Source organism: Methylobacterium sp. 275MFSha3.1 (genome assembly GCF_900108435.1).
Classification (GTDB): Bacteria; Pseudomonadota; Alphaproteobacteria; order Rhizobiales; family Beijerinckiaceae; genus Methylobacterium.
In genome coordinates this window covers 30524-52308 of the sequence record NZ_FNWP01000029.1, presented here as the reverse complement: position 1 = coordinate 52308, position 21785 = coordinate 30524, and the positions used below count along the sequence as shown (strand labels likewise).

Below are 21785 nucleotides of genomic sequence, written 5' to 3'. Positions count from 1 at the left end.
GGCCTCGACAACGGGTGAGAACGCAGGATGCTGAAACCCGACGAACGGGGTGGCATCGATCCGGGGGCTCAGAACGGGGTGATGGACCAGGACCACTTTCCAGTTGTCGGCATCGGCGCGTCCGCAGGCGGCATCGAGGCGATGCGGAGCTTCTTCCGAGGGGTGCCCGAGACGCTCAGGGCCGCCTTCGTGGTCGTGACGCATCTCAGCCGGGGACATAAAAGCCAGCTCCCGAACGTGCTGGCCCAGTTCACGTCGCTCGAGGTCGAAGCCGCCACCGACGGTGTGCCGGTCCGGCCGGGCCACGTCTACGTCATGCCTGCCGGTTTCGTCATGGGCATCGCGGGCGGCCGGCTGACTTTGACGCCGCTGGAGCCAGCGGGCCGCGAGACCAAGCCGATCGACCTTTTCCTGACCGCCCTGGCCCTAGACCAGGGCGAGCGTGCGGTCGGCGTGATCCTGTCCGGCGGCGACGGCGACGGTGCCATCGGCGTCAAGGCGATCAAGGAGCACGGTGGCCTGACCCTGGCTCAGACCGCGGATGGTTACGGCCCCGAGACCGCGGACATGCCGCTCAGTTCACTCCGGACCGGCTTCGTCGATTTCGGCGAGATGGCCGACCGGATGGGCGAGCGGATCGCCGCGCACGCCGCCGCGCACCTCGCCGCCGCGCCGGACGCGCTGGCCACCCAGGGCGACGCGGACGCGCGGGGGCTCGACGCCGAGCTGCTCACCGAGATCTTCGCCATCCTCCGCCGCCAGGTCGGCCACGACTTCTCGGGCTACAAGCCCAGCACCTTCGTGCGCCGCCTTCAGCGCCGCATCGGCATCGTCGGCGCGGCCGGGCCGAACGGCTACCTCAAGCTGCTGCGTGCCGACCCGGCCGAGGTCGGGGTGCTGTTCCGGGACCTCCTGATCGGCGTGACGAACTTCTTCCGCGACACCGCCGCCTTCGAGTCCCTGGCCACCCAGGTCATCCCGAAGCTGCTCGACGCACGCGCGGCGACCGATGTCGTGCGGATCTGGGTACCGGCCTGCTCGACCGGCGAAGAGGTCTACTCCCTGGCCATCCTCCTGCGCGAGAACATGCTCACCATGGCGGATCCACCGCGGGTGCAGATCTTCGCCACGGACATCGACGAGCGTTCGCTCGCGGTAGCCCGGACCGGCCGCTACCCGAGGGCTTACCTTGATGCTGTCTCTCCCGAGCGGATCGCGCAGTACTTCGTTGTCGAGGGCGACAGCGCGGTGGTCGCGAAGTCCGTGCGTGACCTGTGCACGTTCGCCCCGCACAGCGTGCTGCGCGACCCGCCGTTCTCGCGCCTCGATCTCATCTCCTGCCGCAACCTGATGATCTACCTCGGCGTCGAGGCCCAGCAGCAGCTGATGCCGGTGCTGCACTATGCCCTGCGGCCGCGCGGCTACCTGTTCATCGGGATGGCCGAGAATGTCACGCGGTTCGAGGATCTGTTTGAAACGATCGACAAGCGGAACCGCATCTTCCAGGCTCGCGACGCGATCCCGCCGGCGCGGCTGCCGCCGATGTCAGGGCCGGATACGCCGACCTTCACGAATACCGGCCAGCCGCACCGGCGCCACGTGACTACGCATGCTGCTCTGCGGCACGCAGTCGAGACGCAGATGCTGTCCGAGTTCACACCGCCGCACGCGGTTGTGACGCGGACGGGCGAGGCCGTGCACTACTCGTCGCGGATCGGCGATCACCTGGAAGTCGTGCCTGGCCAGCCAACCCGGGAACTAGCCGCGATGGCGCGCAAAGGCTTGCGCCTGGATCTCCGGACAGCCCTGCGCGAGGCGATCGAGGGCAACACCCTGGTCTCGCGTGGCGGCATCGGCGTCGAACTGCCGGACGGCCGTCTCCAGTCGATCTCCCTGGTGGTCAAGCCGCTGAACACGCCCGGCGCGATCGAGCCGCTTTTCTTGGTCGTTTTCAACGAGGCCGCTGCCCCCATCGAGAAGGAGCGCCAGCAGGCGCTGGAGGCGAACGAGCGGGACACAGCGCTGCAGGGCCTTGAGCGTGAATTGAGTGTGACGCGGGAACGGCTCCAGGCTGTGATCGAGGAATACGAGACCTCCCTCGAGGAACTCAAATCGTCGAACGAGGAGCTGTACTCGGTCAACGAGGAGATGCAGGCCGCCAACGAGGAGCTGGAGGCGTCGAAGGAGGAGACACAGTCTCTGAACGAGGAACTTCAGACGGTTAATTCCGAACTGACATGCAAGATTGAGGCCATAGATCAGTTAATCGAAGATCAGGCCACGTTGTTTGAGGGCATGAACGTCGCGAGCGTGCTTCTGACTCCGGATCTCCACATCCGCATGTTCACCAACGCGGCGGCGCAGATTTTCGGCCTACAACCGAGTGATGTAGGGCGCTCCCTGCGCAACTTCTCTGCGCCGATTCCTCTAGCTTGGATGTTGGACGAGATCCCGACGGTGTTGGCGGCGAACCGGCCCTCCGAGCGGACGATCGAGGGGGCTGACGGCGCCCGCTACCGGGTCCGGCTGATGGCCGCGACCCGCAAGGGCAGCCGCATGCCCGGGATCGTCGCCAACTTCACGGACCTGATCGAGCAGGAATGACCGACCGGTTTGCACGCCGCGCCTGCGACCTCGGTGGCCCACACGCACTGGCGTGACGCAGACACAGTAGACTGCGCCAGCGCGTCGTAGGTTGCTACGGCATTGCAGGGCTTACCCGCCTTTGGGGTACAGGAGAGAGCGAATCCTGTCGCCGATCAAGGTCGAAGGTAGAACGTCAGCTATCTGGCGGCAGACTAAGCTCCGATTGCTACCCCGAGCCGAAGCTGTCAGTCGGCCGAGGTTATGACCGCTTATGGGAAGGGCTCCCCGCGCTCTAAGTGGCTGGGTTGGGTCGCCAACGGAACGTCCGCATATGCCCCCATCTTCAGAGCCTCGGTTCGGGTGTCTCCTTCCCGCGTCGGCATGGGCCGGCGAGGAGACAGATGATGGGACATTCAGCACACGATCCGGCTACGAAAGGGCGGCCGGCTTGGAACGCTGGCCGCAAGCTCGGCGCCAAGCGAGCCCTCAAACCTCAACAAGTCTGGGCCATCCGGTTCTGGCTCGACCGCGAACGGCGGACACGCGACCGGGCGCTGTTCGACCTCGCCATCGACAGCAAACTTCGTGGCTGCGACATCGTAAAGCTCAAGATCGGCGACCTCGTCAGCGGTGGTCGCGTCCGGAGCCGCGCCATCGTCATCCAGCGCAAGACCGGCCGACCAGTGCAGTTCGAACTGCTCGAACCCGCCCGTACCAGCATCCTCGCATGGCTGGAGGCCAGGGGTGGAACGCTCGACGACTATGCCTTCCCGAGCCGGCTCGACGGCGTCACGCATATCAGCACCCGGCAGTATGCGCGCCTGGTCGATGAGTGGGTCACAGGCATCGGGCTGCGCAGCGAGGACTATGGCACCCATTCCCTCCGACGCACGAAGGCGTCGTTAATCTACAAGCGGACCGGCAACCTGCGTGCCGTCCAGATCCTGCTCGGCCATACCAAGATCGAGAGCACGGTCAGGTACCTCGGCGTCGACGTCGAAGATGCTTTGACCCTAGCCGAGGGAACTGAGATTTGAGCGTTCGGCCCCTCGGCTTCTGCGTCGAGGGGCTTCGAGACCAGCCCAGCAGCAATGCGCCCATTCCCGCCGTACAGCCTCACCCCAGCGCATCGCGGAAGCAGACGCTTCTTCAGCAGTCGAGACGTCGCGGGTTCGGAAGCCACGTGAACGTGCGCAATCTGGTCGAGACCATGAGTGGGAAGTTGGCCATGGCCGACTGCGGATAGCGCGTCACCGGTGGATGAGCATCAGCAGTTGTGAGGCGAGGCGCCGATGATCCGACGCAAAACCCGGCCAACCTGCGCGGCCGAATAGGGCTTGTGGATTAACTCGAAGCCGTGGCTGTCCTCCTGGGCCAGGACATGGCTGTAGCCCGAGGCCAGGATCACCGGCAGGGTCGGAATGCGCATGCGCAACGCTCTGGCGAGCTCAATCCCGCCCATACCTGGCATGACGACGTCGGAGAAGACGGCCTGAAAGCCTGCACCGTCCGTCCCGAGACGCTCGAGCGCCTCTTCCGCGTTGACGACCCACTCGGGTGCGTATCCGAGATCCTCCAAGATCTGGGTGCAGAAGCCTCCGACCTCCAGGTTATCTTCCACGAGCAGGATGCGCTGACCGAGACCGACCGGCGACAGAGCGGCGTCGGGGTCGGAGACAGGGGCTTCGGCTGTCTCGGACGAGACTTCGGGCAAGTAGAGGGTGAAGACCGTCCCCTGGCCGCTCTCGCTTGTCACATCCACGTCGCCGCCGGACTGCTTGGTAAACCCGAACACTTGGGAGAGTCCGAGACCCGTGCCGCGCCCGACGTCCTTGGTCGTAAAGAACGGTTCGAATATGCGCCCGAGTACCTCCGGGGGGATGCCCGAGCCGGTGTCGGCGAGCGAGACCGCCACGAACGGCCCCCGTGAGCCGGCATGCCCCCGGATCATCGGCATGGCCCGCCCGGCCGCCACCCGCATCGTCAGCGTGCCGCTGCCGTCCATGGCGTCGCGGGCGTTGACGGCGATGTTCACCAGGGCCGTCTCGAACTGGTTGAGGTCGGCGCGTACCAGGGCGGGTCTGTCCGACATCTCGACCCTGACTTGGATGCGCGTGCCGGTGATGGTGTCGAGCATCTCGGCCACGCCGCGCAGGCGTTCACCGACCTCGAACACCTCAGGCTTCAGGGACTGGCGACGTGCGAAGGCCAGGAGCTGTCCGGTCAGCTTGGCGGCGCGGTCGACGGTGTCGGAGACGGCGTCCATGTACCGCTTGCGCCGGTCTTCCGGCAAATCCGGGCGGCGGAGGAAGTCGACGGACGAGCGGATGATGGTCAGCAGGTTGTTGAAGTCGTGCGCGACGCCGCCAGTCAATTGCCCGACCGCTTCGAGCTTCTGGGATTGCCGCAGGTCCTGCTCCATCCGCTCGCGCTCGACCGCCTCGGCCAGGAGCCGAGCGTTTGCCTCAGCAAGTTCGGCTGTGCGGGCAGCCACTTGGCTTTCCAGGAGAACGCCCGCCTCGCGCAGGAGCACGGCTTGTGACTCCAACTCCGCGTGGAGCGCGACCACGCCCCGGTTCGTCTCGGAGAGTTCCTGGTTCAGGCGTTTGGTTTCCTCCTCACGTTCGGCCAGCGCGGCGAGGCTGCGCAGAAGCTCCCGGTTCTGCTCGCGCAAGGCGACCAGCGGTTCCTCAGTCCTGGCCCGGGCGACATACTCGGCTAGGGTCGCGAGCCTCGGTCCCGTAAAACGTCCGGTCCCGGATGGAAGCCGCTTCCCGAACGTCACGACAGTGCCGTTGCCGGCCACCGTGTCGACCTCGAAGCGGTCCATCAGCCGCCGTGAACCGGTGATGCCGATGCCGAGGCCCGTCGTCGAGCGGAAGCGCCCTTCGAGGATGGCGTCGAGATCGGCGATGCCCGGTCCCTTGTCGCTCACCCTGATGACCAGGAACTGCTCGCCTCTGTCCCGATCGAGCTGATCGAGGCCGTACTCGATGCGACCGCCACCGGCGTAGCCGTAGGCGTTGCGCGCGATCTCGGACACTGCCGTGGCGATGCGGGTCTGGTCCTGGATCTCGAAGCCCAGGCGCTCGGCCAGCCGGCGCACGCGCTGGCGCACCGTCGCGATATCGTCCTCGTGCTGGATAGCACTGGTGAGGAGCGGCCACCTCATCGCGTCCCATCCCGCACGACGAGCACGGTGGCATCGTCCCAGGCCCTGGCGAAGTCGCGATAGATCACCCCGGCCACGAGCGTCGGATGGGCGGCGGCGATGCCGGGATGGGCGTCCAGCGACCAAGCCGTGGCGATCCCGTCTGAGCACAGCACGAACAGGTCGTCCGGCCGCATGGGGTACTCGAACTCCTGGATGCGCCGAGCCGCGTGCCCTGCCGTCCCGGCGAGGCTGACCGTCCGCTTGGTCACGGTGCCGGAGACGACCGCACCCAGCACGTTGCCGATGCCGGCAAACGCGAGAGTGCCCCGGTTCCGCTCATACCGCGCGACGGAGATCGCACCCCCTCGCGTGTGCGACAGGCCTGCATGGATGGCGGACAGAATCGCGGCGGGCGGCTTGTCCTGATGTCTCCGGAACAGCTTCAGCGCTTCTTCGGAAGCCTTGGCGGCCTCCGGCCCGTGGCCGAGGCCGTCCGACACCACGGCGGTCCAGCCGTCGGCGCGCTCGCGCACGGCGTAGGCGTCGCCGTTGGCGGTCTCACCCTTCAGGGGGACCGCCACCGCCCCATAGCCCGGCACGGCGTCCGAAACGGCCTTCCTGTCGATTGAAAGGCGCGCCAACACCGCCGTGCCCAGCTCGGGGCGGGACACGATGTCGAAAGCGTCGGAGATGCGGCGCACCGCGCCAAGGCCCTCGCCCGCGCTGCCGCCAGTGGAGTGTCCGTCCGTCAGGGCCAGACCGAGATTCGAGAACCCTTCGCCCTTGTCGAGCACGAGGATCTCGACGCCCGAGCCTGTCCCGTCCTCGTAGGTGCCGACCAAGACCTCGCCCGGCACGCCGTACTTGACCACGTTGGTGGCGAGTTCGGTCACCACGAGCGCGATGCGGCCAGCCGCGGTCTCGTCGAAGCCGATGGACTGAGCGACGGCCACTGCGCGTCGTCGGGCCTCGGCCACTTGGCTCGCTTCCGTGACGGTGACCCGGTCCATGTTCATTTCCACCGGGTGATCATGACGCGAGTTCCGACGCCGGGGCTCGATTCGATCTGAAATTCGTTCGAGAGGCGCTTGGCCCCGCCCAGGCCGAGGCCGAGGCCCTTGCCGGAGGTGTAGTGGTCAGTCATCGCCTGCTCGATGTCGGCGATGCCGGGGCCCTGGTCCTCGAAGGTCAGGCGCAGGCCCTTGCGCGTCCCGGCCTGGACGCTCTCCGCGCGGACCTCACCGCCACCCCCGTAATCGAGGGTGTTGCGCGCGAGCTCGCTCGCGGCGGTGATGATCTTCGTCTGATCGACGAGCCCGAGGCCGATGTCGATGGCGAGGGCACGCACGCGTTGCCTCACGCGGACGACGTCGTCACCGGACCGGACGGGGATGGTCTCAGTCTTCGAGACCGTCACGGTCGCTCCAATGCCCCGCGCCGTCCTCGGGCAAGCGCGCCTTCAACAAGGCCATGCCGCGCTCGACGTTGAGGGCTGTCCTGATGCCGGTAAGCTCCAAGCCAAGCTCGACCAAAGTGATGGCGACCGCCGGCCGCATACCGGCCAGGACCGTTTCCGCGTCGAGGACGCGCGAGACAGCCGCGATGCTCACCAACATGCGCCCGATGAAGGAATCGACGATCTCCAGCGCCGAGATCTCGATGAGCACGCCGCGCGCGCCGGTGCGCGCGATCATCGCCGTCAGATCCTCCTCCAGGGCCAGCGCGAGGCGGTCGTGCATGTCGACCTGGATGGTGACGATCAGCGTGCCGCCGAGCTTGAGGATCGGGATGCGGTCCATGGCCTCAGCGGCGCTCCTCAGCCGACTGCTGGCGCACAACCTTGCGGCCAGTCCGCCTGAGGGCGAGCGCGAAGGCGTCGGCCAACGTCGCCTTCGAGATAACGTTCAGCTCCACGCCGAGATGGACCATGGTCTGCGCGATCTGCGGCCGGATGCCGGAGACGATGCAGTCGGCGCCCATCAGGCGGGCGGCCGCCACGGTCTTGAGCAGGTGCTGCGCCACCAGGGTGTCGACGGTCGGCACGCCGGTGATGTCGATGATGGCGATCTCGGCCTCTTCGTCGACGATGGCCTGGAGCAGGTTCTCCATCACGACACCGGTGCGGGCACTGTCGAGGGTGCCGATGAGCGGCAGCGCCAGGATACCGTCCCAGAGGCGAACCACGGGCGTGGAGAGCTCGGCGATCTCCTGCCCCTGGCGCCCGATGACCTCTTCGCGGCTGGCTAGGAACACCTCCATCGTGAGCAGCCCGAGCCGGTCGAGTACCTTCCCCGCCGCCCATACGCCGGCGGCCAAGGCCGAGGCGTCCGCGGCCGACTTGCGCCGCAGCGCCTCGAAAATCGGCTCTTTGAGCGAGAAGACGAAGTTGGCGGTGTCGGTCGGCGTGAACCCCTGGATCGCCCGCGAGCGGGAGATATCGGCGAGGTTTTCGCGCAGCGGGGTATAGCTTTCCGCGTCCGCGTCGACCCCACCGGACGAAAGTCCGTCCCGAAGCAGGCCGAACACGGCCTTGGCCTGGGTCTGGAGCTCGGCCTCTCGGATCCGACCGCTCTGCAGGGAGGTCCCTTTCCGGAGAGATATGTTCCAGGCTTCGAGGATGGCGGCCTCGTCTTCCGTGAGCGTCCTTATCAGGACCTCGACGCCGTCCATTCGCATCAGGTTTTTCCCATCGTTATGATGCAGTCTCTATCCCGGTATTGAGCCTCTCGATAGGCGGCATCGCTACAAAGGAGCTGACCGCGGCAAATTATTTCCCGCCTTCGGCTCTACTTCTTGTCTCGTTAATTTCGGTAACAGGGATCGCTGCATTGCCGCCGCGGACGCCTCACGTCCCCTGGGCGCGGCCCCCAGACCAAGATAATTTACACAAAAGTGTGTCCTGACTGATTATCAAAGTTTTTATCAATGCGGCGGCAGCGGCGACGACAAGACAGCGCCAGCATATGAGAAGGCGTCTTCCTGGATCGACAGGGACTATCCAAATCGAAGCGGTTGCTTGTGGTGCAGCGCCTCTGCTTTCCCGTCCGACTTCCTCCGGAATTTACCAGCGGCTGACGCCAACTTCAGGCGATCAGATAACCCGAGGACGGGCGTCTCCAAGAGCTACTTCCGGTCGCGAAAGACTCTCGCATCAGGTACGAAACGCCAGGTTCGAAAGACTACGTCCTCAACTGTTTCGGGTGCCTCTCGTCCGGCAGTGTTTTGCGGACATGATGCCGGACGACCTCGGCGCTGAACGGTTTGCCGATGAACGTCGCGCCCTCCGGCAGGTCGCCGGGCTCAGGCGCGGCCCGGCCCGAGGCGACCACGACCGCGATGTGCGGCCAGCGCTCATTTGTCTGCCTTGCCAAGTCGAAGCCGTCGGCATTCCCCGGCATGTGCACGTCAGTGAAGAGTAGTTGAACCGCGTCATGATGCTGATCCAATATTCACAGAGCCTGGACGACGTTCATCGCTTCCAGCACCTGGAACCCCGCATCCTCAAGGATACTGGTCGCCTCCATCAGGATCAGGGCGTCGTCGTCGACGACGAGGGCGTGGGGCGCATCGCCCTTGGAATCATGTGTCACACAGCTAAAGCTCGCTCGGGAGCGGAAGGTTGCCTCCCGATGGAACCGTGATCTGGGCAGATCGTCCAATTTTCAGGGCCGGTACGTGGCTGGATCCATGCTAGGCTGCGTCGCGGCAGCCTGCATGCCGTGCACAGCCGGGCCGGACCGAAGGGACAGATTTTTGATCGACCTGCGTATCCGCCACCAGACGATGTACCGCTATCGCCAGCCCGTCAATCTCGGACCGCACCGGCTGATGATGCGCCCGCGGGAGAGCCGCGACCTGCGCCTGCTGTCGAGCAACATCACCCTGTCGCCTGACGCCACCGTGACCTGGGCCTACGACGTCGCCGGCAACGCCGTGGCGACGGCCACGTTCGGGCCCTCGACTGATCGCCTCGTCGTGGAGAGCGTATCTCGGGTCGAACTCTCGGCCGAGGCTTATCCCGTCTTCGCCATCGCCGCCTCCGCCATCGCGTTCCCGTTCCAGTACACCGATGACGAGTGGACGGACCTCGGCGCCCTGACGATCCCGCAATATCCGGAGGGGGAGCCGAGCCTGCGGGCCTGGGCGCAGGGGTTCGTGGCGTCCTGCCCAACCGACACCCTGTCGCTCCTCAAGGATCTGAACGCCGGGGTCGGTGGCACCATCGCCTACCAAGGTCGGGAAGACGAGGGCACGCAGTCGCCGAGCCAGACCCTGTCTCTGGGGATGGGGTCGTGCCGGGACCTGGCGACGCTCTTCGTCGAGGCGGTGCGCAGCCTCGGCTTCGGAGCCCGGGTCGTGTCCGGCTACCTCCACGACCCGTCGCGAACGCTGCTCGGCTCCGCCGATGCGGGAGCCACGCATGCCTGGGCGGAGGCCTTCCTGCCGGGTGCCGGGTGGATCACCTTCGATCCGACGAACCGCAGCGTCGGCGGCGCGAGCCTGATCCCGGTCGCGGTCGCACGCGACATTCGACAGGCCATGCCGCTGGTCGGAAGCTTCGCCGGGCCGGCGGACGCCTTTCTGGACATGTCTGTGGAGGTCAGCGTCGGCGGGTAGGCTTGATGCAGCCAGAATCTGCCGCCTCAGGCAGCGGTCCGGCTGTGCCGGGTCCGGCATGGGGATCGACGTCGCAACGCTCCGGCGATCCAGAGGCCGGCACGCCGGACGAGGCGGCCATGCGTAGGGGAGACGGTTCGACCCGTCACAGCGCCCCGGTCCGGCGACGGCTCGGCTCGTGCGGCGCCAAGTTCGGGGCTACACGCGCGGGCGAACGACGCCGTCGGTGCAGGCTCGACCAGGGTCCCACACACCGAGAGAAGCCCGCTGTGTCCGGGCGATCGCGACCGCACCCGTAAGGTCAGAGATGCGGATCGTCGGCCGCGCGAAGCCTGCCCGCCGCGATGGCGTCCCGAAAGGTCCGATAATCCTCAGCGTTCCGTTCTCCGTAGGCCATAGCCCAGTCGGCCAGGGCTTCGCGCAGATCGGCACGGCCGTCATGACCGCAGTAACCTGCGATCGCTGCCGCATCCCCGGTTCGTGCGTGGGCCTTGGCGAGCAGCGCTCCGTACCCGTGCGAGAAGTACAGGAGTGATCGGCCTGTCATGCGCGCGACCGGGATCTCGCCCTTCATGTTCTTCATCTGCCGCACGTAGAACGGACGCCCTTCGATCTTCGTCCATCCCAGCAGCGGATCGCCCACGGCCTGCAGGAGGCGCTGACCGTAGATCACGCGCTCGCCTTCGTGATCGGCATAGGGCCTGGGCATGCCGCGCAGATAGGGCGCGTGCGCCGGCCGCACGGCTTCCTTCACTTGGAGGAAGAGGACGTCTCGATCGGAGTTGCCGCACAGCAGCGCGACGTAGGCCCGGGTCCCGACGCTCCCGACACCGACGACGCGGTGGGCCACGTCGACCACATGGTAGCGGCTGAGCATGAACCGCCGCTCGCGCGGCAGCGTCTCGGCGTAGCGCTCCAGACCGGAGGTCACAAGCTCGCGCGTGGCCTCATCGACGCGGACGAGGATCGGCGGCTCCTCGCGAAAGCGCCAGCCACCGTCCGTGCGACGCTCGCCAACCTGGTCGAGCAAGCTCGTGTTGTTCTTCCGCCGCGCCTTCTCGACAGCCCTGTGAACCACAGCCTGTGAGCGCGCGTCGATCTCGATGCCGGCGAAGGCGAGGTCCTCGGCGCGTGCCGCGCGCCGCCACACGTCGAGCGAGCCGCGCGGGGCGAGATCGTCCATCGTGTGCTGGTAACCCGCCACCGCGCTCAGTACCGCCTGCCGCCGTTCCGATGCGGCGACGTCTGCATCCCGCGCGGCGACCTCAATGCTCGCGCAAAGCCGCTTCAGGTCCCACTCCCACGGCCCGACCGTCACCTCGTCGAAGTCGTTGAGGTCGAGCACCACATCGCCCTGGGGCGATCCAAAAAGCCCGAAGTTCGAGATATGCGCGTCGCCGTTCATAACTACATCGATGGCGCCGCGCGGTCCCTGTGCCAGATCCCAGGCCATGACTTGCGCGGCGCCGCGCAGAAAGGCGAACGGCGAGGAGGCCATGCGGGCGACCCGCAGCGGGATCAGGTGTGATTGCCGTCCCGCGTGCGCCGCTTCGATGAGGGTCACCGGGTCGGGACGATCGCGGGCGATATTGAGGTTGGCATGGGCAGCGTGGGGCAGTTCCAGGCGCAGAACCTTGCCGGCCGCCCGGCGCTTCTCCCACGGCTCCACACCCGCGCGCAGGTTGATATGCGGGAAGTCTGCAAGGGGATCGAGGACTACCTCCTCGGCAGCCTCGATGACCGCATCGTGCTCATCGGTCACCGCCGATGGGGTATCCGTAGGCTGCGCTGACCGTTCCATCGACCTCGTCCGACCGCTCCACACCCAGGCAACGGTCCGGCCGCGGAATAAACCCCGCCGCTCAACGTGGACTTAATCGCGCACCCCCGCGGACGGCGAGTTGCCGCGCCGAACCAGACATCTATCGCACGCCCGGCTCGTTCATTCTGGCTGCCCGAGCATGATGACCGCGGCCCGCGTTCTGCGACGACCTTCGGCGTGCCCCGAGGCGGGTGCAGGACGCGCTCGCTTTGCAAAGCATCCGGCACGTGACACTCACGTCTCATGAGCAGCTTGCACAACCTGATCGGGACGGTCGCCCGCCGGCGTCACGCGCCGGTCACCGACTACAGCGTCACGCTGCTGTTTGTCGGCGCCATGACGTTCGTTCGGTTCCTCGCTCCGGCCTACGTCGCGCCGTTCCTGTTGTACATCCCGGTTCTCTTGCTCGCGAGCCTCGCTTTTGGCTGGGGTCCAGGAACGCTGGCCTTGTCGTTGTCCACCCTGATCGCCGCGTGGTTCTACACGCAGGACGGGATGCTCAACGGCGTCGACGATGCCTTGCTGTGTCAGTACGCATTGGTCGGCGCGACCATCGTGTGCATCTGCCACACCCTGCGCCGGTCCGTCGCGCAGAACGAAGCTACGCTGGGGCGGCTCCACGCTGCAAACCACATCCTCGTCGAAAGGGAGGCGGCGTTGACCCGCGCCAATGCGACGGCGGAGGCCGCTAAGGAAGCGGCCGAGCAGGCCAACACAGCGAAGAGCGATTTTCTGGCCAACATGAGCCATGAACTCCGCACCCCGCTCTCCGCAATCATCGGCTATAGCGAGATGATGGGTGAGGAGATCTCCGACGGCTGCGCAGCGTCGGACCTCGTGGTCGACATCGGCAAGGTCGAGCGCAACGCCCGTCACCTGCTCGGCCTGATCAACGACGTGCTGGACCTCTCCAAAGTCGAGAGCGGCAAGATGGAGGTCTACACCGAGGATTTTGCGGTGGAGGACATGCTGCGCGACGTCGCGAGTTCGGTCGCGATGCTGGTCGGCAAGAGGGGCAACACGCTCGAACTGCAACTCGCGGTCGGCCTGGGCCAGATGCATTCCGACCTGACGAAGACACGCCAGGTGCTCTTCAACTTCTTGAGCAATGCCGCCAAGTTCACGGAAAATGGGATCATCACGCTCGCCGCCTCGCGCATGACGGATCTCTCGGGCATCGACCGGCTCTCGCTCTCTGTCACCGATGCTGGGATCGGTATGACGGCCGAGCAGGTCTCGCGCCTGTTCCAGCGTTTCGAGCAGGCCGACGCCTCCACGACGCGCAACTTCGGGGGGACCGGGCTCGGCCTCTCGCTCACGCGTTCCTTCGCCGACATGCTGGAAGGGACGGTTACGGTCTCCAGCACGCCTAACCAGGGAAGTACATTCACGTTCACCGTGCCGGCAACCTTTGTTCCACCCGTCGATGAGCGAGCCTCGAACGATCCGGACATCATTGTTGACGACGAGCTGGATGGTGATGTCATCCTGGTCATCGAAGACGATCCGGACCAGCTCGCGCTCACGACGCGGTTCCTTCATCGCGAGGGCTTCCGGGTCCAGACAGCCACGAACGGCAGGAGCGGCCTTGACCTAGCCCGGAAGCTGCGACCGCGCGCCATCGTGCTGGACGTGATGATGCCGGGTGTGGACGGGTGGTCGGTGCTGAGCCAGATCAAAGCGGACGCGATACTTGCGTCGACGCCCGTAGTGATGGTGACGTCCGTCGACCAACGCAATCTCGCGGAATCGCTCGGCGCCTCGGACTACATGCTGAAGCCGGTCGACTGGTCCCGGTTTGGCAAGATTGTGAATCAGTTCAGGCTGTCGGGGACGGACCGGCGCGGCACCGTGCTCTTGGTCGAAGACGAGGCCGTGACCCGCATGGCGATGCGCTCCACCCTCGAGGAGGACGGATGGTCGGTCGTGGAAGCCTCGAACGGGGAAGAAGGCCTGCAGCACGTGGCAGCCACCAAGCCGGACGTGGTCATCGTGGACTTAAACATGCCCATCATGGACGGCTTCGGCTTCCTAGAGGGCGTGCGAGCCGTGCCCGGCTGCTCGGACATCTCGGTGATCGTATTGACGGGTCGGGAATTCTCGGCGGACGACCGGAGCAAGCTTCGCGGCGCGAGCCAGATCCTCAATCGTGGCGACCTCGCGTCGGCGAGTCTGGCAGAAAGGCTGAGAGGTCTGACCGCCTGAAAAGGGTGAAGGTGGCGCAGCAGCATCGGCATCGAGCCTAACCCGTAGTCTAATCTGAGGTCATCAGTTCAGAAGCCCGAATGACTGGGCCGGGTCGTAGGCCCTGTGTCCGCTTTTCTGACTCGTTTGCTCCAAAGCGGAATGACGGCTCTCGGCCAGACTACGACACGCTGGATCGCAATCGCGGGTAAAACCAGACATTCGGCTTGGCGCCCATACCCGCCGCTGGAGCGCGCTGCCTGCCTCGCGGCAAGCAGACAGTGTCGGCATCAACTGGAACTGTCGTTTGCCGCAATGAAGCGATCGATACTGGCGCCGGAGAACATTGCATGTCCTGAAAGTCGATGGTGCCATAGCACTGATGGGTAGGCTCGGAACGGAAATCAGCTATCCCGTAAGATCGTCGGAGCGATGACACGGCGTATTTTATGCGATCAGCCGGCCGGCCAGAAACTGGTTGTGCCGCCGGAATCATGCTACTTGCAGGCATGTCTGAGGCTCTCGAGATTGCTCATGGCACCTTTGGTCGCGTGGCGCTCCTCGACATGGACCGGAGCCTTGTTCGGCACGCGCATCCGCACTGCCACGTACTTCTGAAGGTCGAAGGGGACGACACCGAGTTCCTCGTCGGGGACCGTGTCGTTGCGCTGACCGACGAACAGGCCGTGCTCGTCAATGCCTGGGAAACGCACGCTTATCTCCATGATCCGCGCCGCGCCAAGGCGATGATCCTGGCCCTCTATATCGAGCCGGACTGGCTGGGGGCCTTCCGGCGCAATTGGGCGGCGAGCGGAGCGCCTGGCTTCTTTGGAAAGCCCTTGGGCGGCGTGACTCCGACGATCCGCCGCTTCGCGCACGACCTCGCTGCGGAGATGGTCTACGCGCCGCACTCCTCGCACATTCAGGATCAGTTGCTGTCGGGCCTGATGATCGCGGTAATCGAGCGGTTCACCGCGTGGCGTGAGGAGGCCGAGTCGCTCCGCGCCGCCGCCAGGCGCAACGCCAGCGATTGGCGCATCCGGCGGACTATCGCGCGAGTGCGCGCCGAGCCCGGTGCCACGTTGGGGATCGAGGCCCTGGCCCGTGAGGCGGGCCTTTCCCGAGCGCAATTCTATCGCCTGTTCGAGCAATCCACCGGAGCTCCGCCCCACGTCTTCCTCAACGCGATCCGCATCGAGCAAGCCGTCGAGTCGATCGTGGGCAGCGAGGAATCCTTGGCGGCGATCGGCACGCGCCTCGGCTTCGCCGCGCCTGCCCATTTCTCGCGCTTCTTCCGGGATCATGTCAGCGTGCCCCCAAGCGTATTCCGCAGCATTGTCCGGCGAAGCGGCCAACCCGCCGTGTGAAGCCAAAGGCCCTCCGCGACGTCGAAAATGAGACGTTTGGGTAAGTCGCGAGATGCCTCGGCATCGTGGCGCCCGCCCGGATCCGTCACTCTGCCCGCGACAAGGACCCCATCGAGAGGTCCGGTGGAGGAAGCGGCTTGGGCATCGTGTCAACGAGCTATGTCGGACGGTCCGTAGAGCGCGTTGAGGACGCCGCCCTGCTCTCCGGGCTCGGCCGCTACATCGACGATCTCGGCACGCGGCCCGGCACGCTGCACGCGTCGATCCTGCGCTCGCCCCACGCCCATGCGGACATCCTCGCCATCGACGTCCAGGCGGCCAAGGCGCTGCCCGGCGTCATCGCCGTGATCACGGGCCGCGACCTTGATGCCGTCACCACCGGTCTCGTCCCGGCCCTGCGGGCGGCCGTCGATGCCCGCGCCATCGCGGTGGACCGGGTGCGCTATGTCGGCGAGCCGGTGGCTATCGTCGTCGCCCGCGACCGCTACCTCGCGGAGGACGGCTGCGACCTGATCGAGGTTCAGTACCGGGTCCGCCCGGCGGTGGTCGACCCGCTGGCGGCCCTCGCCCCCGACAGCGAGATCCTGCACGAGGGTGTCGGCGCGAATCTCGTGAGCGACCGGCGTTTCCGCTACGGTGACCCCGAGGTCGCCTTCGCAGATAGCCCGCACAGCCTGTCCGTGACCGTGCGCTACCCGCGCAACACCGGCTCGCCGATGGAGACCTACGGCGTCGTCGCTTCCTACGACCCCACCGACGACTCCTACGACGTGCTCGCGAACTTCCAGGGGCCGTTCAGCATTCACGCGGTCGTTGCCCGGGCGCTCAAGGTGCCGGGCAACCGCCTGCGCCTGCGCACGCCCCCGGATTCCGGCGGCAGCTTTGGGGTGAAACAGGGCGTCGCCCCCTACGCGGTCCTGATCGCTGCCACGGCCCGCCTCGTGGGACGGCCGGTGAAGTGGATCGAGGACCGGCTGGAGCACCTCTCGGCCTCCGTCTCCGCCACGAACCGGGTCACGACCCTCCGGGCCGCCTTCGAGGCGGACGGGCGCGTCACCGCTCTCGATTGGGATCAGGTCGAGGATTGCGGCGCCTACCTGCGGGCGCCCGAACCCGCCACGCTCTACCGGATGCACGGCAACCTCACCGGCGCCTACGCCATCCGCAACGTCGCCGTACGCAACCGGGTGGTGCTCACCAACAAGACCCCGACCGGCCTCGTGCGCGGCTTTGGCGGGCCGCAGGTCTACTATCCGCTCGAACGGCTGATGCAGCGCATCGCCGTGACGCTGGGCCTCGATCCCTTCGCGGTGATCCGGGCAAACCTAATCCCGGCCAACGCTTTTCCCTACCGCACCGCGACAGGCGCTCTCTACGATTCCGGCAATTACCAGCGCGCCCTCGACGAAGCCGCCCGGGATGGCGGGCTCGTCGAGTTGAAGCGGCGACGGGACGCCGCCCGCGCCGAGGGCCGCCTCTATGGGATCGGCCTGACGGCGGCGGTCGAGCCCAGCGTCTCCAACATGGGCTACATCACCACCGTCCTGACGGCGGAGGAGCGCACCAAGGCCGGGCCGAAGAACGGCGCGCAATCGACCGCCACCATCACCCTCGATCCGGTCGGCTCGGTGACGGTGCAGGTCGCTTCGGTGCCGCAGGGCCAAGGGCACCGGACAGTGCTGGCCCAGGTGGTGGCCGACGTCCTCGGCCTCCCGATGGAGCAGGTCCGGGTCACGGCCGACCTCGACACCGCCAAGGACGCATGGTCCATTGCCTCCGGCAACTATGCGAGCCGCTTCGCCGCCGCCGTGGCGGGGGTCGCGCACCTCGCCGCCACCCGCCTGCGCGACAGGCTCGCGCGGATCGCGGCGGCTCAGCTGAACCTACGTCCCGAGGACCTGCTCTTCGCGGGTGGGCGCATCGCCTCGCGATTGAACCCGGATGCAGGCCTGCCCTTCGCGCGGGTGGCCGCCACGAGCCACTGGTCGCCGGGCCTCGTGCCCGAGGATCTCGGCGCGGTGATCCGCGAGACGGTGTTCTGGACGCCCCCGGAGCTGACCGCTCCGGACGCGGAGGACCATATCAATTCCTCCCTCTGCCACGGCTTCATCTTCGACATCTGCGGCCTGGAGATCGACCGGGTCACGGGGAAAATCGCCATCGACCGCTACGTCTCGATGCACGATTGCGGGCGCGTACTGCACCCGGGCATGGTCGAGGGCCAGGTGCGCGGCGGCTTCGCGCAGGCGCTCGGCGCGGCAGTCTACGAGGAACTCGCCTACGGCGACGACGGCGCCTTCCTGTCCGGCACCTTCGCCGATTACCTCCTGCCCACCGCGACCGAGGTGCCGGACCTGCGCATCCTGCACGTCGAGAGCCCGTCTCCCTTCACGCCGCTCGGCGCGAAGGGGGTCGGTGAGGGAAACTGCATGTCGACGCCGGTCTGCCTCGCCAACGCGGTGGCCGACGCCCTCGACCTCGAGGCCATCGACCTGCCCCTGACGCCTGCCAAGCTCGCCGCCCTCGCGGCAGGGGGCGACGAGCCGGCGCCGCCGGCCGGTCGAGCCGCGAAGGCCGCCGCGAAGGCGGGCGACCGGACCCTGCGCGGCGACGGCGCGGCCACCGTCACTGCCCCGCCGGAGACGGTCTGGGCGATGCTCCTCGACCCGAACGTGCTCGCCTCCATCATTCCCGGTTCGCATGGGGTGCGGAAGCTCTCCGACACAAGGTTCCAGGCCGACGTCACCCTCGGCGTCGGTCCAGTGAAGGGTCGCTACAAGGCCGAGGTGATCCTCTCCGATCTCGATGAGCCCCGGGCGGTGACGCTCACCGGCACGGTGACGGGCGGCCTCGGCAGCGGCGGCGGCACCGGCCGTTTGACCCTGGAGCCCGACGGCTCGGGGGGCACGCGGATCGCCTACGTCTACGAGGCGGCGGTGGGCGGCAAGGTCGCGGCGGTGGGCGGACGCCTCCTCGACGGGGCCGCGCGGGTGATCATCGGCGGGTTCTTCACGGCCCTCGCCCGGCGAGCCGGCGGGTCCGGCAAGCGCGGGCTCCGCCTCCCGGCCGCCCTGCGATGGCTCCTCGCGCGTCTGGGGGTGTCCGCATGAAACCCGCGCCCTTCGCCTATCTGCGCGCCACGTCCGTGGACGACGCCCTCGAAGCCCTGCGCCAGCACGGCCCCGAGGCCCGGATCATCGCGGGCGGCCAGTCCCTGATGCCGATGCTCAACATGCGGCTGACGAAGCCCGCCGTGCTCGTCGACGTGATGCGCATCCCCGCTCTCAAGGAGCCTCGCCTCGACAAGGGGGCCCTCGTTATCCCGGCGGGCGTGCGGCAGGCGATCCTGCTCGACCGGCCGGGGCTCGCCCGGGACTTGCCGCTGCTGGCCGCCGCCCTGCCGTGGGTCGGGCACATCCAGACCCGGGCACGGGGGACACTGTGTGGCTCCGTCGCCCATGCCGACCCGAGCGCAGAGATTCCCCTCTGCCTCGTGGCGCTCCAGGGCGAGGTACATCTGCGCAACCGGCGAAAGGTCCGGCGCGTCGCGGCGGAGACCTTCTTCGCTGGCATGATGGTCACTGACCGGGCCGACGACGAGATGATCGAGGCCATCGCCTATCCGCTGCGGCGGGAGGGCACCGGCACGGCCTTCGCTGAGATCGGGCGGCGACACGGCGACTACGCGATCGTCGCCTGCGCCGCCGTGGTGGACGGCACCCGGATGCGGCTCGCTGTCGGCGGCGTCGCCGACCGGCCCACAGCCCGCGACTTCCCCCACCTCGACGGCTCGGCGCTCGACGATGCCCTCAACGCCTTCGCCTGGGACCTCGGCGCGGGGGACGACCTCCACGCCACCGCCCGCTACCGCCGCGACCTCGTGCGCAGCCTCGGCCGCCGGGTGCTGGAACAAGCCGCCAAGGTCGCCCGCGGCGACACCCATCAGGAGGCCGTGCCATGCCACAGCTAGACGCGCAGGACCGTCACACGGTCGCCTTCACCCTCAACGGGCGCGAGACCGCGGTCGAAGTCGAGACCCGCACCCTGCTGACCGACGCCCTGCGCCACGGGCTTGGGGCCACGGGCACGCATGTCGGCTGCGAGCACGGCGTCTGCGGCGCCTGTACGGTGTCCATCGACGGGGTGCCCGCCCGGGCCTGCCTGACCCTCGCGGTGGGGGTCGAGGGCTGTGCCGTGCGGACCGTCGAGGGTCTGGCCCCGGAGCCTGGCCGCCTCGGGGTGCTGCAGGTGGCCTTCCGGCGGCGGCACGCCCTGCAATGCGGCTTCTGCACCGCCGGCATCCTGATGTCACTCGACGCCTATCTCGCGCTCCGGCCGAACCCGTCACGACGAGAGATCACGGAAGTGATCGGGGGCCATCTCTGCCGCTGTACCGGCTACGCGCCGATCATCGAGGCCGCCCTGGAGGCGGCTGCGGAACTCAGGGGCGACATCCCGGCCCCGTCATCCCCGGAGGCCGCCCATGCTTGATCTCGGCACCAGCTTCCTCGCGAGCGTCTCCCGCGATCCCTGGGCCCTGGCCCTCGTCGACGGGGAGACCCGGCTGACCTACGCGGAGTGGTTCGGGGTCATTTCCGCGACCGTGGCCGGGCTCGACCGGCTCGGGCTGAAGCCCGGCGACCACCTCGTCACGGTCCTTCAGAACCGGCACGAGGCGGCGACCCTGCACTGGGCCTGCCAATTCTCGGGAGTCGTGATCACGCCAATCAACTGGCGGGCCAAGGCCGAGGAGATCGATTTCGCGATCGAGAACGCGGAAGCCCGCGCCATCGCCTACGAACCGGTCTCGGCCGCGAGCCTGCGTGAGAGCGCGGCATCGCAGCTGATCCCGCGCATCGCCGTCGGCACGCCACCCGGCCCCGGCGAGACGGCCTTCGCCGACCTCGCCGCCACCGAGGGGCCGTCGGCGACGCCCCGGGCCGACGCGGAGGCGATCTCGCTGATGCTCTACACCTCCGGCACCACCGCCAAGCCCAAAGGGGTCCCACGGCGACACCGGGCGGAGCGCGCGGCGGCCGTGGCCCATGTAGCGCAAAACCTCTACGGGCGCGGCGAGCGCACGCTCGGCGTGATGCCACTCTACCACACGATGGGGGTGCGCTCGCTCCTCGCCATGTCGCTGATCGGCGGGACCTTCGTCTGCCTTCCCCGGTTCGATGTGGCGGGGGCGCTGCGGCTGATCGCGGCCGAGCGGATCACCAACCTCTACCTCGTGCCGACCCTCTACCACGACCTCGTGCACCACCGGGATTTCCAGGCGACCAACACGACCTCCGTGCGCAAGCTCGGCTTCGCCGGGGCACCGATGACGGACGGCCTGCTCGCCCGCCTGACCGAGGCGTTCCGGCCGGACCTCTTCGTCAATCATTACGGCTCGTCGGAGGTCTACACCTTCACGATCAACCACGAGGCGGCGGTTAAGCCCGGCTCGGCCGGGCGGGCGGGCCTCAACACCATGGTACGTGTCGTGTCCCTGGGGGGCGATCCTAGCCGGACCGCCGCGCCGGGCGAGGAGGGCGAGATCGCCGTCATCGCCAAGGGCGACGAAGCCTTCGAGGGCTACTGGCATCGCCCCGAGGCCGACGCCAAGGCCTTCCGCGACGGCTGGTACTTCACCGGCGACACCGGCTTCGCCGACGCCGACGGCGACCTCTACGTCACCGGGCGGGTGGACGACATGATCATCACCGGAGGCGAGAACGTCTCGCCCGTCGAGATCGAGAGCCGCCTGTCCCTGCATCCGGCGGTGTCCGAAGTCGCCGTCGTCGGCCTGCCCGACGAGCGCTGGGGCCGGATCGTCGCGGCCTTCATCAAGCGGAGCGGCAGCACCGACGCGGCGGCGCTCGACGCCCATTGCCGGGCCGGCGGCCTGCCGAGTCACAAGCTGCCGCGCCGCTACGTCTTCGTGGACGAGATCCCGAAATCGCCGGTCGGCAAGCTGCTGCGCCGCCAACTCGTGGCCGGCGAGTACGTCCTGGAAGGCGGGGCCGAGCCCCATGCCGAAGGTCACGAGGCTGCCTGACGGTCCCGCCCC

17 protein-coding genes are annotated in these 21785 nt (G+C 67.5%); 9 read left to right on the top strand and 8 right to left on the bottom strand.

The window, feature by feature from the left end; all coding sequences use genetic code 11:
• Positions 1-27: 27 nt before the first annotated feature.
• Positions 28-2604 (top strand): CheR family methyltransferase, encoded by a 2577-nt coding sequence (locus BLW78_RS26430; RefSeq protein ID WP_091683090.1) that lies wholly within the window; start codon positions 28-30, stop codon positions 2602-2604.
• A 386-nt stretch (positions 2605-2990) separates the two neighbouring features.
• Positions 2991-3623: a tyrosine-type recombinase/integrase gene (locus tag BLW78_RS26425; RefSeq protein WP_091683115.1), complete on the top strand. Its 633-nt coding sequence runs from the start codon at positions 2991-2993 to the stop codon at positions 3621-3623.
• Between the two features lie 230 nt (positions 3624-3853).
• Here the strand turns inward: BLW78_RS26425 and BLW78_RS26420 are convergent, their stop codons facing one another.
• The 7 genes from BLW78_RS26420 to BLW78_RS32190 all read right to left on the bottom strand — a co-directional run bounded on the left by BLW78_RS26420 (position 3854) and on the right by BLW78_RS32190 (position 9330).
• Positions 3854-5758: an ATP-binding protein gene (locus BLW78_RS26420; protein ID WP_091683089.1), complete on the bottom strand. Its 1905-nt coding sequence runs from the start codon at positions 5756-5758 to the stop codon at positions 3854-3856.
• Entirely contained in the window at positions 5755-6750 is a 996-nt protein-coding gene (locus BLW78_RS26415; RefSeq protein WP_091683087.1) for an ATP-binding protein, read from the bottom strand. The genes BLW78_RS26420 and BLW78_RS26415 overlap by 4 nt, the downstream gene beginning before the upstream one ends.
• Positions 6751-6752: 2 nt before the next feature.
• Positions 6753-7157: an anti-sigma regulatory factor gene (locus tag BLW78_RS26410; RefSeq protein ID WP_091683085.1), complete on the bottom strand. Its 405-nt coding sequence runs from the start codon at positions 7155-7157 to the stop codon at positions 6753-6755.
• Positions 7138-7539 carry an STAS domain-containing protein gene (locus tag BLW78_RS26405; RefSeq protein ID WP_091683084.1) on the bottom strand — a complete coding sequence of 134 codons (402 nt, stop codon included), beginning with the start codon at positions 7537-7539 and terminating at the stop codon, positions 7138-7140. The genes BLW78_RS26410 and BLW78_RS26405 overlap by 20 nt, the downstream gene beginning before the upstream one ends.
• Before the next feature lie 4 nt (positions 7540-7543).
• Positions 7544-8410: an STAS domain-containing protein gene (locus BLW78_RS26400; RefSeq protein ID WP_244527066.1), complete on the bottom strand. Its 867-nt coding sequence runs from the start codon at positions 8408-8410 to the stop codon at positions 7544-7546.
• 509 nt (positions 8411-8919) lie between these two features.
• Positions 8920-9186, bottom strand: coding sequence for a response regulator (locus tag BLW78_RS26395; protein WP_348272470.1), 267 nt, complete (start codon positions 9184-9186; stop codon positions 8920-8922).
• Positions 9187-9189: 3 nt separating this feature from the next.
• Positions 9190-9330, bottom strand: coding sequence for a hypothetical protein (locus tag BLW78_RS32190; RefSeq protein ID WP_348272469.1), 141 nt, complete (start codon positions 9328-9330; stop codon positions 9190-9192).
• 163 nt (positions 9331-9493) lie between these two features.
• Here BLW78_RS32190 and BLW78_RS26390 point away from each other — a divergent pair, with 163 nt between their 5' ends.
• Entirely contained in the window at positions 9494-10357 is an 864-nt protein-coding gene (locus tag BLW78_RS26390) for a transglutaminase family protein (protein ID WP_091683079.1), read from the top strand.
• 301 nt (positions 10358-10658) lie between these two features.
• Here BLW78_RS26390 and BLW78_RS26385 read toward each other — a convergent pair whose 3' ends face one another.
• Positions 10659-12158 carry a DUF2252 domain-containing protein gene (locus BLW78_RS26385; RefSeq protein ID WP_091683078.1) on the bottom strand — a complete coding sequence of 500 codons (1500 nt, stop codon included), beginning with the start codon at positions 12156-12158 and terminating at the stop codon, positions 10659-10661.
• Between the two features lie 264 nt (positions 12159-12422).
• Here BLW78_RS26385 and BLW78_RS26380 point away from each other — a divergent pair, with 264 nt between their 5' ends.
• From BLW78_RS26380 to BLW78_RS26355, 6 genes are all read left to right on the top strand, one after another.
• Positions 12423-14384 carry a response regulator gene (locus BLW78_RS26380; protein ID WP_091683076.1) on the top strand — a complete coding sequence of 654 codons (1962 nt, stop codon included), beginning with the start codon at positions 12423-12425 and terminating at the stop codon, positions 14382-14384.
• 488 nt (positions 14385-14872) lie between these two features.
• On the top strand, positions 14873-15730 hold the full coding sequence (locus BLW78_RS26375; RefSeq protein ID WP_020096244.1) for a helix-turn-helix domain-containing protein: 858 nt from the start codon (positions 14873-14875) through the stop codon (positions 15728-15730).
• Positions 15731-15867: 137 nt separating this feature from the next.
• On the top strand, positions 15868-18840 hold the full coding sequence (locus BLW78_RS26370; RefSeq protein ID WP_091683073.1) for a xanthine dehydrogenase family protein molybdopterin-binding subunit: 2973 nt from the start codon (positions 15868-15870) through the stop codon (positions 18838-18840).
• Positions 18837-19700 carry an FAD binding domain-containing protein gene (locus BLW78_RS26365; RefSeq protein WP_020096246.1) on the top strand — a complete coding sequence of 288 codons (864 nt, stop codon included), beginning with the start codon at positions 18837-18839 and terminating at the stop codon, positions 19698-19700. Before BLW78_RS26370 ends, BLW78_RS26365 begins: the two co-directional genes overlap by 4 nt.
• On the top strand, positions 19688-20221 hold the full coding sequence (locus tag BLW78_RS26360; protein WP_042669571.1) for a (2Fe-2S)-binding protein: 534 nt from the start codon (positions 19688-19690) through the stop codon (positions 20219-20221). Before BLW78_RS26365 ends, BLW78_RS26360 begins: the two co-directional genes overlap by 13 nt.
• Positions 20214-21773 (top strand): AMP-binding protein, encoded by a 1560-nt coding sequence (locus BLW78_RS26355; protein WP_056531127.1) that lies wholly within the window; start codon positions 20214-20216, stop codon positions 21771-21773. Before BLW78_RS26360 ends, BLW78_RS26355 begins: the two co-directional genes overlap by 8 nt.
• Positions 21774-21785 lie beyond the last annotated feature (12 nt).